Origin of the sequence: Patulibacter sp. SYSU D01012, from assembly GCF_017916475.1 — a bacterium.
Classification (GTDB): Bacteria; Actinomycetota; Thermoleophilia; order Solirubrobacterales; family Solirubrobacteraceae; genus Patulibacter.
Map to the genome: position 1 here is coordinate 1,528,251 of NZ_JAFMTB010000001.1, position 15,018 is coordinate 1,543,268.

General features: G+C 76.0%; 13 protein-coding genes. 8 read left to right on the forward strand and 5 right to left on the reverse strand.

Annotated elements, in window-relative coordinates:
• Positions 1-19: 19 nt before the first annotated feature.
• The 7 genes from moeB to J3P29_RS07060 all read left to right on the forward strand — a co-directional run bounded on the left by moeB (position 20) and on the right by J3P29_RS07060 (position 7,299).
• Positions 20-1,207 carry a molybdopterin-synthase adenylyltransferase MoeB gene (gene moeB / locus J3P29_RS07030; RefSeq protein WP_210492336.1) on the forward strand — a complete coding sequence of 396 codons (1,188 nt, stop codon included), beginning with the start codon at positions 20-22 and terminating at the stop codon, positions 1,205-1,207.
• Between the two features lie 53 nt (positions 1,208-1,260).
• On the forward strand, positions 1,261-1,536 hold the full coding sequence (locus tag J3P29_RS07035; RefSeq protein ID WP_210492337.1) for a ubiquitin-like small modifier protein 1: 276 nt from the start codon (positions 1,261-1,263) through the stop codon (positions 1,534-1,536).
• Positions 1,537-1,759: 223 nt separating this feature from the next.
• Positions 1,760-3,337, forward strand: coding sequence for an AarF/ABC1/UbiB kinase family protein (locus J3P29_RS07040; protein WP_210492338.1), 1,578 nt, complete (start codon positions 1,760-1,762; stop codon positions 3,335-3,337).
• A 53-nt stretch (positions 3,338-3,390) separates the two neighbouring features.
• A complete protein-coding gene (locus J3P29_RS07045; protein WP_210492340.1) occupies positions 3,391-5,496 on the forward strand; it encodes a RecQ family ATP-dependent DNA helicase in 2,106 nt (701 codons plus the stop codon).
• Positions 5,497-5,569: 73 nt separating this feature from the next.
• Positions 5,570-6,544 (forward strand): cysteine synthase family protein, encoded by a 975-nt coding sequence (locus J3P29_RS07050; protein WP_210492341.1) that lies wholly within the window; start codon positions 5,570-5,572, stop codon positions 6,542-6,544.
• A 4-nt stretch (positions 6,545-6,548) separates the two neighbouring features.
• Positions 6,549-6,854, forward strand: a complete 306-nt coding sequence (locus J3P29_RS20320; protein WP_210492342.1) for a twin-arginine translocase TatA/TatE family subunit — start codon at positions 6,549-6,551, stop codon at positions 6,852-6,854.
• A 34-nt stretch (positions 6,855-6,888) separates the two neighbouring features.
• Positions 6,889-7,299, forward strand: coding sequence for a M67 family metallopeptidase (locus J3P29_RS07060; protein ID WP_210492343.1), 411 nt, complete (start codon positions 6,889-6,891; stop codon positions 7,297-7,299).
• Positions 7,300-7,517: 218 nt separating this feature from the next.
• On the opposite strand, the gene J3P29_RS07065 is transcribed toward J3P29_RS07060, so the two are convergent.
• From J3P29_RS07065 to J3P29_RS07085, 5 genes are all read right to left on the reverse strand, one after another.
• Positions 7,518-8,162 carry a DUF1802 family protein gene (locus tag J3P29_RS07065; protein ID WP_210492344.1) on the reverse strand — a complete coding sequence of 215 codons (645 nt, stop codon included), beginning with the start codon at positions 8,160-8,162 and terminating at the stop codon, positions 7,518-7,520.
• Positions 8,163-8,365: 203 nt separating this feature from the next.
• Entirely contained in the window at positions 8,366-9,907 is a 1,542-nt protein-coding gene (locus J3P29_RS07070) for a hydantoinase B/oxoprolinase family protein (protein WP_210492346.1), read from the reverse strand.
• Entirely contained in the window at positions 9,904-11,817 is a 1,914-nt protein-coding gene (locus J3P29_RS07075) for a hydantoinase/oxoprolinase family protein (protein WP_210492347.1), read from the reverse strand. The genes J3P29_RS07070 and J3P29_RS07075 overlap by 4 nt, the downstream gene beginning before the upstream one ends.
• 97 nt (positions 11,818-11,914) lie before the next feature.
• Positions 11,915-12,358: a hypothetical protein gene (locus J3P29_RS07080; protein WP_210492348.1), complete on the reverse strand. Its 444-nt coding sequence runs from the start codon at positions 12,356-12,358 to the stop codon at positions 11,915-11,917.
• Between the two features lie 118 nt (positions 12,359-12,476).
• Positions 12,477-13,967, reverse strand: a complete 1,491-nt coding sequence (locus J3P29_RS07085) for an FAD-dependent oxidoreductase (RefSeq protein ID WP_210492349.1) — start codon at positions 13,965-13,967, stop codon at positions 12,477-12,479.
• A gap of 20 nt (positions 13,968-13,987) precedes the next feature.
• Here J3P29_RS07085 and J3P29_RS07090 point away from each other — a divergent pair, with 20 nt between their 5' ends.
• Positions 13,988-15,016: a histone deacetylase gene (locus tag J3P29_RS07090; protein ID WP_349239774.1), complete on the forward strand. Its 1,029-nt coding sequence runs from the start codon at positions 13,988-13,990 to the stop codon at positions 15,014-15,016.
• The last annotated feature ends 2 nt before the right edge of the window (positions 15,017-15,018 follow it).

Sequence of the window (15,018 nt, forward strand, 5' to 3'; positions counted from 1 at the left end):
CGGATGTACAGGTGAAGGCATGACCCCCTCGGGTGCGGAGTTCGTCCGCCAGATCAAGGGCCAGGTCGACGAGGTCGATCCGGCGCAGGTGCACGAGGTCCTCTGGGACGAGGACACGGTCGTCGTGGACGTCCGCGAGAGCGACGAGGTCGCCGCGGGCAAGCTCCCGGGCGCCATCCACGTGCCGCGCGGCTTCCTCGAGTCGCGCATCGACGGCGCCGTCGGCGACCGCGCCAAGCGCGTCGTCCTGTACTGCGCCTCCGGCAACCGCTCCGCGCTGGCGGCGCGCACGCTCAAGGAGGACCTGGGCTACGCGCGCGTCGAGTCGATGACCGGCGGCTACACGCTGTGGAAGGACCGCGGCTACGAGGTCGACGTGCCGCGCACGCTCACGGCCGAGCAGCGCGAGCGCTACAGCCGCCACCTCCTGATCAACGAGATCGGGATCGAGGGGCAGCTCAAGCTCATGGACGCGAAGGTCCTGCTGATCGGCGCCGGCGCCCTCGGCTCGCCGAACGCGCTGTACCTGGCCGCGGCCGGCGTCGGCACGATCGGCATCGTCGACGACGACGTCGTCGACCTCTCCAACCTGCAGCGCCAGGTCGTGCACGGCACGTCGACCGTCGGCGTCGCGAAGGTCGAGTCCGCCGCCCAGCGCATCACCGACCTCAACCCCGAGGTGACGGTCGTCCAGCACCGCCAGCGTCTCGACGCCGAGACGGTGCTCGAGCTGTTCCAGGGCTACGACGTCATCGTCGACGGGACGGACAACTTCCCGACGCGGTACCTCATCAACGACGCCGCGGTCCGCCTGGACAAGCCGGTCGTGTCGGCCGCGATCCTCGGCTTCGAGGCGCAGCTCTCCGTCTTCGACACCGCGAACGACGGGCCCTGCTACCGCTGCCTCTTCCCGGTCCCGCCGCCCGCCGAGCTGGCCCCGTCCTGCGGCGCCAACGGCGTCCTGGGCGTCCTGCCCGGCACCGCCGGCCTGCTGCAGGCCACCGAGGTCATCAAGCTGATCGTCGGCGTCGGCGACTCGCTTCGCGGCCGCCTGGTGATGTACGACGCGCTCGCGGCGGAGATGCGCGAGGTCAAGGTGCGCAAGGACCCCGAGTGCCCCGTGTGCTCGCGCGATCGCGCGTCCATCTCCGCGGAGGAGATGGGCCAGTTCCCCGACTACGAGGCGTTCTGCGCCGCCGCCGGCTAGGCCCCGCGCGCCGTCCGTCCCGCCCACCCCCGACCCTCTAAGGTCTCGCCACCATGGCCCAGATTCGCATTCCCCCGGTCCTCCGCCCGTCCGTCGGCGGGGAGCGGCAGGTGTCCGCCGACGGCGGCACCGTGCGCGAGGTGCTCGACGCCCTCGCCGCCCAGCACGAGGAGCTGAAGACGCAGCTGTTCGGCGCCGATGGGGACCTCAACCGCTTCGTGAACGTGTACCTCAACGACGAGGACGTCCGGGTCCTCGGCGGCCTCGACACGCCCGTCGCGGACACCGACACGCTGCAGATCCTCCCGGCGATGGCCGGGGGTCGCTAGCGCGACCCGCGCCCATCGCAGGCCGGGGGTCGCTAGCGCGACCCGCGCCCATCGCAGGCCGGGGGTCGCTAGCGCGACCCGCGCCCATCGCAGGCCGGGGGTCGCCCGAGCGTCCCCCGGCCGACGCGGCCCGTCGGCCGCCACGCAGGACCCCGCCGCCGGCCCCGGGCCGGCGGCGCCCGTTCCTCAGGGACCGCGGCGCCGCGCCGATAGCCTCGGGGAGATGGCTCGCGGACGCTCCGAAGATCCCGCCGACCGCCCCGAGGCCCCCGGCGACCGCGCCGCCGGACAGCTGCCGACCGGGCGCGTGGCCCGCACCGCCCGGGTCGGCGGCCTCGTCGCCGGCCAGGGCCTGCGCTGGGCCGGGATGCGCGCCGCCAACCGCGTGCGCACCCCCGAGCGCGCCGAGGAGAAGCGCGGCGAGCGCACCGCCGCGCTCGTGCACCAGCTCGTCGACCAGCTCGGCCAGATGCGCGGCGCCGCGATGAAGATCGGCCAGATCATCTCGATGGTCGAGTTCGAGGGGCTGCCCGAGGACCAGCGCGACGAGCTGCGCGCGAAGCTCGCGCAGCTCCGCGACGACGTCCCGCCCGTCCCGTTCCGGCAGCTCGAGAAGCTGCTGCGCCGCGAGCTCGGCGGACCGCTCTCGTCCGTCTTCGCGTCCTTCGACGAGCAGGCCTTCGCCGCCGCGTCCATCGGGCAGGTGCACCGCGCGACGACCCTCGACGGCGAGGACGTCGTCGTGAAGGTGCAGTACCCCGGCGTCGCCGAGGCCGTCGAGACCGACCTGCGCAACGCGATGCTGCTGCTGCCGCTCGTGAAGCGCCTGGCCCCCGGCCTGGACGCCAAGGCGCTCGCGGACGAGCTCCGCGAGCGGATCTCCGAGGAGCTCGACTACGAGCTCGAGGCCCAGAACCACCGCCGGATCGAGCGGCTGTTCCGTGGCCACCCCTTCGTCCGGGTCCCGCGCGTGCACACCGAGCTCTCCACGCGCCGCGTGCTCGTGTCCGCGTACGTGGAAGGGCAGCGCTTCGAGGACGTCCGCCGACTCGGCCAGGACGAGCGCGACCGCTACGGCGAGATCGTCGTCCGCTTCTTCTTCGGCCTGCTCCTGCGCAACGGGATCGCGCTGGGCGACCCGCACCCGGGCAACTACCTGCGGACGCCCGACGGCGGCGTCTGCTTCCTCGACTACGGGCTGCTGCGCGACGTCGGTCCCGCGTACCTGGACGGCGAGCGCGCGATCGCCCGCGCGACCCGCGACAGCGACGCCCCGGGACTGCGCGACGCGCTCATCGCCACCGGCTACCTGCCGCCCGAGCGGGCGGCGGCGATGGACGAGGACCTCGTCCTGCGGCTCATGCGCGCGATGGCCGGCTGGTACGCCGTGCCCGGCGAGCGCCGGTTCGGCCCCGAGGCGGCGGACCCGCGCGTCTGGACGACCCCCGAGGACGAGGCCGCCCTCGGCGTCGCGCCCGCGGAGGACGAGCCGGCGGCCGACGCCGACGGCGCGGACGGCGACGCCGGGGGCGCGGACGCCGCGCCGGCCGAGCGCGACCGCGCCGCGATGCGCGCCCAGATGCGTGCCGTCCGCGCCGAGGCCAACCGCTTCACCCTGCCGGCCGAGGCCGTCCTCGTCCGCCGCATGACCGACGTCGTCGCCATCGTGCTCGGCCAGCTGCGCGCCGGCGGCGACTGGGGCGCCATCGTCGGCGAGTACCTGTACGGCGACGCGCCGACGACGGAGCTCGGGCGCGCGGAGGCCGCGTTCGCCGCGGAGTCGCGACTCGGCCGCGCCTGATCCGGCACGAAGCGCCGGCCCCGCGGCACGCGGGGTGCGGCAGCATGGGGGACGTGTCCACGACCACCGAGATCCCCCTCGCCGACGAGGCGCTCGGCCGCCTGCGGCAGCTCACCGGCAACCCCGCCGCGACGTTCCGCGAGCACCAGCTCGACGCGATCCGCGACCTCGTCGAGGACCGCGCCCGCGTCCTCTGCGTCCAGCGGACGGGATGGGGGAAGAGCGCCGTCTACTTCGTCGCCACGGCGCTGCTGCGCGCGCGAGGAGCGGGGCCGACGCTCATCGTCTCGCCACTGCTCTCCCTCATGCGCAACCAGCTCGCGGCCGCCGGGGCGATGGGGCTGCGGGCGCACACGATCAACTCGACGAACCAGGGGGACTGGGCCGAGATCGAGGCGCGCATCGAGGCCGACGACGTCGACCTGCTGCTGATCGGGCCTGAGCGGCTGAACGCCGACCGCTTCCGCGAACGGCTGCTGCCGTTCGTGGCGGGCCGCACCGGCCTGCTCGTCATCGACGAGGCGCACTGCGTCTCCGACTGGGGGCACGACTTCCGCCCGGACTACCGGCGGATCAAGGACGTGCTCGCCGAGCTCCCCGCGGACGCCGCCGTCCTGGGCACCACCGCGACGGCGAACGACCGCGTGGTGCAGGACGTCGTCGACCAGCTCGCCGTCCGGGGCGGCGACGCCGGCGACCCCGGCCTGCGCACGTACCGCGGGTCGCTCGCCCGCACCAGCCTGCGCCTGGAGACCGTCGACCTGCCGCACCCGGCGGAGCGCCTGGCGTGGCTCGTCGAGCACCTCGGCCCCGACGGGCGGCTCCCCGGGTCCGGGATCGTCTACGCGCTGACGGTCCAGGACGCGGAGCAGGTCGCGGCGTTCCTGCGGGAGCACGGCATCGTGGCCGAGGCGTACACCGGGCAGCAGGCGTCCGAGGACCGCGTCGCGCTCGAGGAGCGGCTCGGCCGCGACGAGGTGAAGGCGGTCGTCGCCACGAGCGCCCTCGGGATGGGCTACGACAAGCCCGACCTCGGGTTCATCGTGCACTACCAGGCGCCCGGCTCGGTCGTGGCCTACTACCAGCAGGTCGGGCGCGCCGGCCGCGGCGTCGACCACGCCGAGGTGGTCCTCCTGCGCGGCGCCGAGGACCGGCGCATCCAGGACTTCTTCATCGCCCAGGCGTTCCCGAGCGAGGAGCGCGTGACCGAGGTCCGCGGCGTGCTGGCCGCGGCGGGGGAGGCGGGCGCCACGACGCGCGAGGTGCAGGCGCAGGTGAACCTGGGGCTGACCCGCCTCGAGGCGATGCTCAAGGTCCTCGACGTCGAGGGGGCCGTCGCGCGCTCCGGCGGGCGCTGGGTCGACGTGCCGGGCAGCGACTGGACGTACGACGCGGAGCGCTACCGCCACGTCACGGCGCTCCGGCGGGCGGAGCAGGCCGCGATGGCGCGCTTCGGCACGGACGGCCGCTGCCTCATGCGGACCCTGCAGGAGGAGCTGGACGATCCCGACCCGGAGGACTGCGGGCGCTGCGCCGTCTGCACGGCCCCGAAGTGGGCGGACGCGCCGGACGGGACCCTCGTCCGCGAGGCGCAGACCGCCCTGCGCTCCCGGCCCGTCGCCTTCGACCCCAAGCGGATGGCCCCCGACGCGGCGACGGGCAAGATGCGGAAGATCCCCGACGACGTCCGGACGGAGCCCGGGCGCGCGCTCGCCCGGCGCGGCGACGCGGGATGGGACGCCCAGGTGCGGGCCGAGCTCGACGCGGGCCGGCTCGGCGACGACGTGGTCGAGGGGCTCGCGGCGCTCGTCCGCACGTGGAGCGTCCCCGTCGCCTGGGTGACGGCCGTCCCGTCCCGGCGCACCGGCGACCCGGTGTCGGACCTGGGCGCGCGGCTCGCCGCGGCGCTCGGGCTGCCGTGGCACGCCGTGCTGACGCGGCGCGAGGACCGTCCGCGGCAGGACGCCATGCGCGGCGCGGCGCAGCAGGCGGGCAACGTCCGGGGGGCGTTCGCCGTCGTCGGCGACGTGCCGACGGGGCCGTGCCTGCTGCTCGACGACGTCCGGCAGAGCGGCTGGACGCTCGCGATGGTCGGCGGCCAGCTGCGCCGCCGCGGCGCGGGGCCCGTGCATCCCGTGGTGCTCAGCACGACCGCGTGACCGCCCGCCGTCCTGGCGCCTGCACGCCGAGTGCGCGGGCGGCCGGCCGGGCCTGACTACACTTCGTGAAGTCATGGCTCTGCCTCCCCTCGAGAATCGGCCGTGCGCGGGCCGCTACGGCGACCTCGTGCAGTCGATCGGCAACACGCCGCTCGTCGAGCTCAAGCGCCTGTCGCCGAAGCCGGGCGTCCGGATCTGGGCCAAGCTCGAGTCCGCCAACCCGACCGGATCGGTCAAGGACCGCGTCGCCCGTGCGCTCATCGAGGACGCGGAGGAGCGGGGCACGATCGGCCCGGACTCCGTGATCCTCGAGCCGACGTCCGGCAACACGGGCATCGCGCTGGCGATGATCTGCCGCCGCAAGGGCTACCGGCTCAAGGTCGTGATGCCGGACAACGTCACGCAGGAGCGCACCGACCTCCTGCGGATGTACGGCGCCGAGATCGTGTACTCGCCGGGCGACCAGGGCTCGAACGGCGCCGTCCGCCTGGCCGAGCAGATGGCCGCCGAGGACGCGCGCTACGTCATGCCGTACCAGTACGGCAACCCGGCGAACCCCCGCGCGCACTACGACGGCACCGCGGTCGAGATCCTGCGCGAGCTCGACGGCCAGGTCGACGCGTTCGTCGCGGGCCTGGGCACCGGCGGCACGCTCATGGGCAACGCCCGCCGGTTCAAGGAGGAGCTCGGCGACCGCGTGAAGATCGTCGCGGCCGAGCCGATGCAGGGGGAGCCCGTCCAGGGGCTGCGCTCCCTCGAGGACGGGTTCATCCCGCCGATCATCGACCTCTCCCTCCTGGACCGGAAGATCTTCGTCACCAATCAGGACGCCATCGTCTGGACGCGCAAGCTCCTGGACGAGGAGGGCCTGTTCGCGGGCGTCAGCTCCGGCGCCATCGCCCGCGTCGCCGTCCGGATCGCCGGCGAGATGGACGAGGGCAACGTCGTCTTCATCGTCTGCGACGACGGCTGGAAGTACCTCTCCTCGGGCATCTACACCCGCCCGACGGAGGAGATCGCAGAACTCGAATCGACCCTGTGGTGGTGATCTGATGGGCCCCATCGGACCTATGGAACTCATCGTGATCCTCGTGATCGCGCTGCTCGTGCTCGGCCCGAAGAAGCTGCCCGAGGTGGGCAAGAGCCTCGGGAAGGGCATGCGCGAGTTCAAGGACAGCATCTCGTCCGCGAACCCGTTCGACGAGGACGACGAGGACGAGCGGCCCGCGCGCAAGCGCCCGGCCCAGGTCCACGCCGCGCCGAGCGAGCCCGTCGCCCCGGCGGCGACGACGACGGCCGCGACGCCGGCCGAGGGCAACCGCGAGGCGCAGGACGCCTTCGGCCGCTCCGACGCGTGACGCACGGCTCGACCCGCCGCTCCGGGGCGCCCGCATGAGGATCGCCCCGGAGCTCCTGCAGCAGGTCGTCGAGCACGCCGTCCGGGACGCCCCGGACGAGTGCTGCGGCGTGCTCGGCACCCGGGACGACCTCGTCGTCTCGGTGCACCCGCTGGAGAACGTCCTGCGCGGGCCGAAGCGCCTGGGCTTCGAGATCGACGGTCCGACGCTGCTGCGCCTGCTCGACCAGCTCGAGGACGACGGGCAGGAGCTGGGCGTGATCTACCACTCCCACACCCGGTCGGCGCCCTACCCGTCGCAGACGGACATCAACTTCGCGGGCGGCTGGCCCGGCGTGGAGTGGCTCATCGTCGGCACCGCCGGAGACGAGCCCGAGGTGCGCAGCTACCTCATCGACGGCGCGGAGATCACCGACGTGCCCGTCGAGCCGCCGCCCGCCGCCTGACCGGCGCGCGGCCACGGCACGCGACGCGCGGGCGAAGACGTCCGCCGCTCCCGGGCGGGGCGGGCTCCCGGGCGTCGGGAGCCGTAGGCGGTCCGCTCGAGGCCGACGCCCCGCGCACGGACGCGGCCGCACGAACGAGCACGGGCCCGCGATGCGGGCCCGTGCTTCGGGGGAGCGGGGCCGGGACGCGCGGGGCGGCCCCGGCTCCTGCGGCGGTGCTAGGCGAGCGCCGGGAGGGACGCGCGCTCGGCGGCGCCGTCCAGGATGGACTCGATCTGGTCCGTCGCGCGGGTGAACTCGTCGTCCGAGAGGACCGGGGTGCCCTCGAACGGCAGGTCGCGCTGGATCTCGAGCCACGACCGGCATCCACCGAAGTCGTCACGCACGCGCACCGTGACGGGGCGCGGGATGCGGTAGGCGCGCAGCAGCACCACGTGCAGCGGGTGGCGGTGCTTCCAGTTCAGCCGCTTCTCGGCGTAGTCGGGCGTCCACACGTAGTACGGGGAGAGCGCCTCGACGACGCGGGCGTCCGTCACCGTGTAGTGGGCGACCGCCTCGGCCCACGCACGGATGCGCACACGCTCCGGCTGGGGGATGCCACCGTCGTCGGTCAGCGCGGTGGGCGGCGGGTCGCCGTCCGGCCACACACCCTCCTCGAGCGCGCGCCGGAGCTCCGGCAGGTGCGACTCACGGATGACGTCGTTGCGCTGATGATCGAACGTGGGGTACAGGAAGAAGCGATCGTGGTCGAGACGGAAGTGCTTGTGCTCTTCGCGAATCCCGCCCTTACGCAACGTGAGCAGCTGCTCACCCTCCGCGAGGGCACGAACCGTGACCGCCCATTCCTTGAAAGCAATCGGCATGGCGGAAAACCAACTCTTGGTGATGAACGATCCTGCGCGCAGCCGCTCAACCGGCGGAGTTCGCAACAGGACGGAGACGCCATCGTTGCAGACAGTGCCGGAAAAACCAAGGGGTTTCCCGCATTGCGTGCCCCAGCGCACGGACGCGGGTCCGCTTCGGTGCTGCCCCCTCGGTTCTCCGTCGAAAACGTTGCGGTGAGGCCTCAGACGTGCGGTCCCGACGCGGCCTCGTCCGGTCCGTCCGGGGCGCCGTGCCCGCCGCCGCCCGGCGTCTCGATCCGCAGCACCGACCCGGGCGCCAGTCGACCGCCGGCCTTCGCCGGCAGCGGCCGGCCGTCCACCAGGTGCCGTCCCCGCGCCCCGGGGCGGCCGCCCGCCGCGCCGCGGGCCGGCACCTCGCGTCGCTCCCCGAGCAGCTGGAAGTCGAGCGGCGCCAGCGCGCGCAGCTCGCGGACCACGCCGTCGCCGCCGCGCCGCCGTCCGGCGCCGCCGCTGCCGCGCCGCACCTCGTACCGCTCCACGCGCACGGGGAACGACGTCTCGAGCGCCTCGACCGGCGTGTTGCGGGTGTTCGACATCGCGACGTGGACGGCGCTCGGCCCGTCGGCGTCGGGCAGCGCGCCCTGGCCGCCGGCGATCGTCTCGTACATCGTGCGGCGCTCGTCGCCGAGGGTCACGTTGTTCATCGTCCCCTGGCCGAGCGCCCGGCCGAGGGCCCCGAGCACCAGGTCCGCCACCCGCGAGCTCGTCTCGACGTTGCCGGCGACGACGGCGGGCAGCGTGCCGTCCGGCCACGGACGGGCGTCGAGGAGCGAGCCGGGACGGGTCAGCACGCGCACCCGGCGCCGGGTCCCGTCGTCCGTCGGCAGCTCGGGGTCCGCCACGGCCGCGCGGACGGCGAAGAGGCAGGCCGACTCCGTCACCGCGCGCGGGCAGTTGAGGTTGTGCCGGCCCTGGTCGGGAGCGTCGCGCAGGTCGACCGTCACGCGCCCGGCCTCGACGTGCACGCGCGCCGCGAGCGGGATCTGGCCGTCGCGGCCCTCGAGCACGTCGGCGAAGCGGTGCTCGCCCCGGGGGAGCGCGTCGATCGCAGCGCGCATCCGACGCTCGCCGTAGGCCAGGACGTCGCCGAGGTCCCCGCGCAGCGCCGCCGGCGTGCGCGCCGCCGCGAGCGTGGCCAGCCGGGCCGCGCCCGCCTCGCAGGCCGCGAGCTGCGCCCGCAGGTCCGCCCGGCGCTGGGCCGGATGCCGCATCCGTCCGCTGAGCTCGTCCAGCAGCGCGGGGGTCAGCGGCTGCGGCGCGATCCGCACGCCCTCCTCGTCGAGCGTGACGGAGTCGGCGGGCATGGACCCCGGCGTCCTGCCCCCGACGTCGGCGTGGTGGGCGCGCGCGGCGGCGAAGCCGACCGGCTCGTCGGTCGCGGGCGCGAACACCGGCGTGACGACGGTGATGTCGGGCAGGTGCGACCCGCCGGCGTAGGGGTCGTTGAGGATCCACGAGACGCCGGGCCGGTGCGGCCGGTCGCGCACCGCGGCGACGGAGGCGGGCATCGCGCCCAGGTGGACGGGGATGTGCTCCGCCTGGGCGATCATCACGCCGTCCGCCCCGAAGAGCGCGGTGGAGCAGTCGCGGCGCTCCGTGATGTTCGGCGAGTGGGCGGAGCGCACGAGCACGGCGCCCATCTCGTCGCACGCCGCGCGCAGCGCCCCGACGAGGACCTGCAGGGCGACCGCGTCCAGGCTCATGCGTCGGCCTCCCACGGCGCCGGGGCGGGCACGGCGTCGTCGGCCTCCAGCCGCAGCGTGCCCGAGGCGTCGGTGCTCGCGCGCCAGCCCGCGGGCACGACCACCGTGGCGCCCGGCAGGCGGACGACCGCCGGGCCGACGGTCGCGCCGCCCGCGTCCGGCGGCGCCGTCCCGAGCGTGCCGGGCGGCCCCGCAACGCGCTCGGTCTCGCGGACCGTCACGAGCTCGATCGGCGCGTCCGGGTCGTCGAAGCCGTAGCGCTCCCGGTGCGCGGCGTCGAACGCGGCGCGCAGGGCCGCCGGGTCCGGCGGGCACCCGCGGACGGTCAGCTCGAAGGCCTGGCCGGCGTAGCGCACGTCGTAGGCCACCTCGACGGCCGCGCCGGGGCGCGACGGCGACGAGGCGGCCAGCGCATCGGCGGTGATCGCGTCGCCGCGCAGCAGGACGGTGCGGGCCCGGTCGCTCCGCCGCTCGGCGGCCGCCAGGCCCAGCGCGGAGAGCACCCCGCCGGCCCGCGGCACGAGCACGCGCCGGATGCCCAGGCGGGCGGCCAGGCCCGCCGCGTGCAGGCCGCCGGCGCCGCCGTAGGCGAGCAGGGCGAAGCGCCGCGGGTCCAGGCCGCGCTCGACGGTCATCACGCGCAACGCCCGGGCCATCTCGGCGTCGGCGACCCGCAGGATGCCGCGCGCGCAGGCGCGCGGCTCCAGGCCGAGCACGCCCGCCAGGCGGCCCACCGCGGCCGCGGCGGCCGCCGCGTCGAGCGCGACGCCGCCGGCGAGCGGCTCGTCCGGGTCCAGCGTCCCGAGGACGACGTGCGCGTCCGTGACCGTCGGCTCCGTCCCGCCGTGGCCGTAGCTCGCGGGGCCGGGCCGCGCGCCCGCCGACCGCGGTCCGACGCGCAGCGCGCCGCCGGGGTCGGCCCACGCGACGGAGCCGCCGCCCGCCCCGACGGTGTGGATGTCGACCGTGGGCAGCGCGATCGGGCGGCCCGCGATCGCGCCACCGCCGACCTCGCGCGCGCGACCGTCCTGGACGACGAGCACGTCGCAGGACGTGCCGCCCATGTCGAAGCAGAGCAGGTCCGGCTCGCCCGCCGCCGCGGCGACGATGGTCGCGGCGGCGGCGCCGCCGGCGGGGCCGGAGAGCACCGTGGTCGCGCCGCGGCCGGCGGCCTCCTCGAGCGTCTGCACGCCGCCGGACGACGCCAGGATCTCGGGCTCCGGCAGCCCGCCGTCCGCGCACCGGCGGGCCAGGCGGCGCAGGTACCGCCCGACGAGCGGCGACACCGCCGCGTCCACCTCGGTCGTGGCCGCGCGCTCGTACTCGCGGAACGTGCCGACGGCCGCGTGGGAGAGCGAGACGTGGACGTCGGGGCCGAGCCGCGTGCGCAGCGCGGCGCCGAGCGCCCGCTCGTGGGCGGGGAAGCGGTCGGCGTGGAGCAGGACGACGGCCACGGCCTCGGGCTCGAGCGCGGCGACGGCGTCGGCGACGCGGGCGGCCTCGGCGTCCGTCAGGGCCCGCAGCACGCCCTCGGGGCCGCAGCGCTCGTCGACGGCGACGCGCCGGTCGGGCGGCACGAGCGGGGCGACGCGTCCGCGGGCCAGGTCGTACAGGTGCGGCCGGTCCTGGCGCCCGAGCTCGACGACGTCGACGAACCCGGCGGTGGCGCACAGGACGGTCCGCGCCACGCGGCCCTCGAGCAGCGCGTTCGTCGCGACCGTCATCCCGTGGCGGAGCGCGGTGACGTCGGCGGGCGTCGCGCCGGCGGCGGCGAGGGCGTCCGCCACGGCACGGAGCACGCCGCGGGACTGGTCGTCCGGCGTCGTCGGCGTCTTCGCGACGTGGACGCGATCGCCGTCCACGAGGGCCGCGTCGGTGAAGGTGCCGCCGACGTCGACCCCGAGGAGCATGGCCCGGCAGCGTAGCGCTCGCGGGCCCGGCGTCATCCCGCCCGCCGCCCGGGCCGGAGGCGGCGCGGTCCGCGGCGCGATGCGGGGGTGCGGCGGCCTACGCGGCCAGCACCACGAGCTCGTCCCGCTCGACCAGGTCGTCGAGGTTCTCGGTCTCGGCGAGGTGCTGGTGCGAGGGGCAGTAGCGCGAGCCGGGGAGTGGGTCGCGCTGGCACGGCTGGCCGCGCCGGGTCGTGGCCTGGCAGGTCGGCTTCGTGCCCGTCAGGTCGTGGCTCAGGTCGGGATCGCGGCGGAGCTCCTCGGCCACCGTGCCCACGTACGTCTCGACGGTGCGCCAGACCTGGGCCTGGGCCGCCATCGGGAAGAGGAAGCGGATCTCGTGGAAGAGGCTCTTGGCGGGGTGCGCGAAGTAGTGCGGATCGGTGACGAGGCGCTCGATCGTCGACTCGCACGCCTTGAGGACGCGCTCGTGGCTCTGCCGGGAGCCCGCGGGCAGCCAGTGGGAGATGTCGCGGTAGAGAGTCCTGGAGAGGTGGTACATAGCGAGGGTGGGACGGTGGTCGATGACCGTCCACTGGTAGGAACCCCCGGAATGTTCGGTTCGTGTTAAGAGGCGGCGCCCGGCGCGAACCGGGCTGCTATGTCTCGGCTCGCTCCCGCTAGGCGGCGGCCGGCGCGGCGTCCCAGCGCTCGCGCCGGGTGGCGGGGGGGCCGCCGTCGGCGGCCGGCGCCACGATGGTGTGCACGCCGTCGAGCGCGTGGTCCAGCGCCGGATGGTCCGCGCGCCGGTGGGCGCCCCGCGACTCGTCGCGCGCGAGGGCCGCGGCCCCGATCGCGCGGGCGAGGGGGTGCGGATCGTCGAGCAGCGTGCGGAGGCCCTCCGCGTCGCGCTCGATCCCGGCGTGGCGCCAGAGGGCGTGACGCGTCTCCCGGGCGGGGACGAGCACCGTCGCGCCGGCCGGCGCGGGGGCGAGCCGCTCCGGCAGCGGCGCGGCGTCGAGCGCCGCGCGGGCGGCGCGGCCGCCGAAGACGATGCACTCCGCCAGCGAGTTCGACGCCAGGCGGTTGGCGCCGTGCAGGCCCGTGCACGCCGTCTCGCCCACCACGAAAAGGCCGGGGACGCGCGTGGCGCCCTGCAGGTCGCAGGCCACGCCGCCCATCGTGTAGTGGCACGCGGGCGCGACGGGCACCGGCGTGGTCTCGGGGTCGAGCCCGGACTCGCGCAGCGCCGCGACCACGTTGGGGAACGCCGCCGCGTCCACGTGGCGCATGTCGAGCAGCACGTGGTCGCTGCCCTCGTCGCGCATCGTCCGCCACACGGCGTAGGCGACCTCGTCCCGCGGCGCCAGCTCCTCGACGAACCGCTCGCCGCGGCCGTCCAGCAGCGTGGCGCCCTCGCCGCGGATCGCCTCCGTCACCAGGAACCCCTCGCGGCCCGGGATGCCGGCCACGGCCGTGGGGTGGAACTGCACGAACTCCAGGTCGGCGAGCTCGGCGCCGGCCGCGTACGCCAGCTGGGCTCCGACGCCGACGGACCCGGGCGGGTTCGTGGTGCGGCGCCAGAGCGCGGCCGAGCCCCCGCAGGCCAGGATCGTGGCGCGCGCCGCGACGGCGCGCCCGTCCTCGGTGACCGCGCCGACGGCCCGGCCGTCGCTGGTCCAGACCGCGGACGCGCGGGTCTGCTCGAGCACCCGGACGCGGGGGTGGGCGACGAGGCGCGCGGCGAGCTGCCGGACGAGCCGGCGCCCCGTCGCGCTGCCGCCCGCGTGGACGACGCGGCGATGGGTGTGCCCGCCCTCGAGGCCGAGCACCAGCCGGCCGTGGCGGTCGGCGTCGAAGCGCACGCCGAGCGCCTCCAGGTCGGCGACCGCGTCGGGGGCCTCGCGGCAGAGCGCCTCCGCGGCGCTGCGGCGCACGAGGCCGCGCCCCGCACGCTCGGTGTCCGCCAGGTGCGCCGCCGGGCTGTCGTCCACGGCGAGCGCCGCGGCGACCCCGCCCTGGGCCCAGTACGAGGCCGTCTCGGCGAGCGGCGTGGCGCTGATCACCGTCACCTCGGCGCCGTCCCGCGCGGCGCGCAGGGCGGCGTACAGGCCGGCGGCTCCGGCACCCACGACGAGGACGTCGGTGGGCGCATCGGCGGAGTCGGGCATGGGGGGTACCGTATCCGCCCGTGGCCCCCGTGCTCTTCCGCCATCCATCCTCGCTGCGGCACGACACGGGCTCGCACCCCGAGCGCGCGGCGCGCATCACGGCGGTCGAGACGGCGCTCGCGGCCCGCGACTGGTGCGGGTACGACGTGCGCGAGTCGCCGCAGGCGACGACCGAGCAGCTCCAGGCGGTCCACCCGGCGGTGCACGTCGAGCGGATCCGGGCGCTGGCGGCGGCGGGCGGCGGGTCGATCGACGCGGACACGATCGTCTCGGCCGGCTCGTGGGAGGCCGCGCTGCACGCGGCGGGCGGCGCCGTCGCGGTGGTGGACGCGCTGCTCGACGGGGGCGCGGGCCGCGCCGCGTCGCTCCACCGGCCGCCGGGGCACCACTGCGAGACGGCGCAGCCCATGGGCTTCTGCCTGTTCAACAACGTGGCGGTCGCCGCGCGCCACGCGCTCGACGCCCACGGCCTGCGGCGCGTCCTCGTCTACGACTGGGACGTCCACCACGGGAACGGCACCGCCGAGATCTTCGCGGGCACCGACGAGGTCCTCTTCTGTTCGGTGCACGAGTTCCCGCTGTACCCGGGGACGGGGCGGCCGAACGAGGTCGGCCACGGCGCCGGCAAGGGGTTCACCGTCAACCTGCCGGTGCCCGAGGGCAGCGGCGACGACGTCTGGATCGGCATGACGGAGCAGATCGTGCTGCCGATCGCGCGCTCGTACGCCCCCGAGCTGATCCTCGTCTCGGCCGGGTACGACGCGCACGTCGAGGATCCGCTCGCCGGCTGCACGGTCACGGACGCCGGGTTCGAGCGCGTCGCGCACGCCGTGCACCGGGTCGGCGACGAGCTGGGCGTGCCGGTGGGCCTGGTCCTCGAGGGCGGCTACGCCCCCGACGCGCTCGCGCGGAGCGTGGCGGCGACGCTGGCCGCGTGGGCCGGGCCGTCGCGTCCGGTCCGGGAGGGCGTCGTCTCCGGCGCGCCGATCGTCGAGCGGGCGCGCGCGAGCCTCGCCGGCCGCTGGCCGGGCGTGGCGCTCGGCGCCTGAGG

Bases quoted from the DNA above. Each gene is read 5' to 3' on its own strand.
- J3P29_RS07080 (WP_210492348.1), bottom strand. From the start codon at position 12,358: ATGTACCACCTCTCCAGGACTCTCTACCGCGACATCTCCCACTGGCTG.
- J3P29_RS07040 (WP_210492338.1), top strand. From the start codon at position 1,760: ATGGCTCGCGGACGCTCCGAAGATCCCGCCGACCGCCCCGAGGCCCCC.
- J3P29_RS07070 (WP_210492346.1), bottom strand. From the start codon at position 9,907: ATGAGCCTGGACGCGGTCGCCCTGCAGGTCCTCGTCGGGGCGCTGCGC.
- J3P29_RS07035 (WP_210492337.1), top strand. From the start codon at position 1,261: ATGGCCCAGATTCGCATTCCCCCGGTCCTCCGCCCGTCCGTCGGCGGG.
- J3P29_RS07065 (WP_210492344.1), bottom strand. From the start codon at position 8,162: ATGCCGATTGCTTTCAAGGAATGGGCGGTCACGGTTCGTGCCCTCGCG.
- J3P29_RS07085 (WP_210492349.1), bottom strand. From the start codon at position 13,967: ATGCCCGACTCCGCCGATGCGCCCACCGACGTCCTCGTCGTGGGTGCC.
- moeB (WP_210492336.1), top strand. From the start codon at position 20: ATGACCCCCTCGGGTGCGGAGTTCGTCCGCCAGATCAAGGGCCAGGTC.
- J3P29_RS07075 (WP_210492347.1), bottom strand. From the start codon at position 11,817: ATGCTCCTCGGGGTCGACGTCGGCGGCACCTTCACCGACGCGGCCCTC.
- J3P29_RS07060 (WP_210492343.1), top strand. From the start codon at position 6,889: ATGAGGATCGCCCCGGAGCTCCTGCAGCAGGTCGTCGAGCACGCCGTC.
- J3P29_RS20320 (WP_210492342.1), top strand. From the start codon at position 6,549: ATGGGCCCCATCGGACCTATGGAACTCATCGTGATCCTCGTGATCGCG.
- J3P29_RS07050 (WP_210492341.1), top strand. From the start codon at position 5,570: ATGGCTCTGCCTCCCCTCGAGAATCGGCCGTGCGCGGGCCGCTACGGC.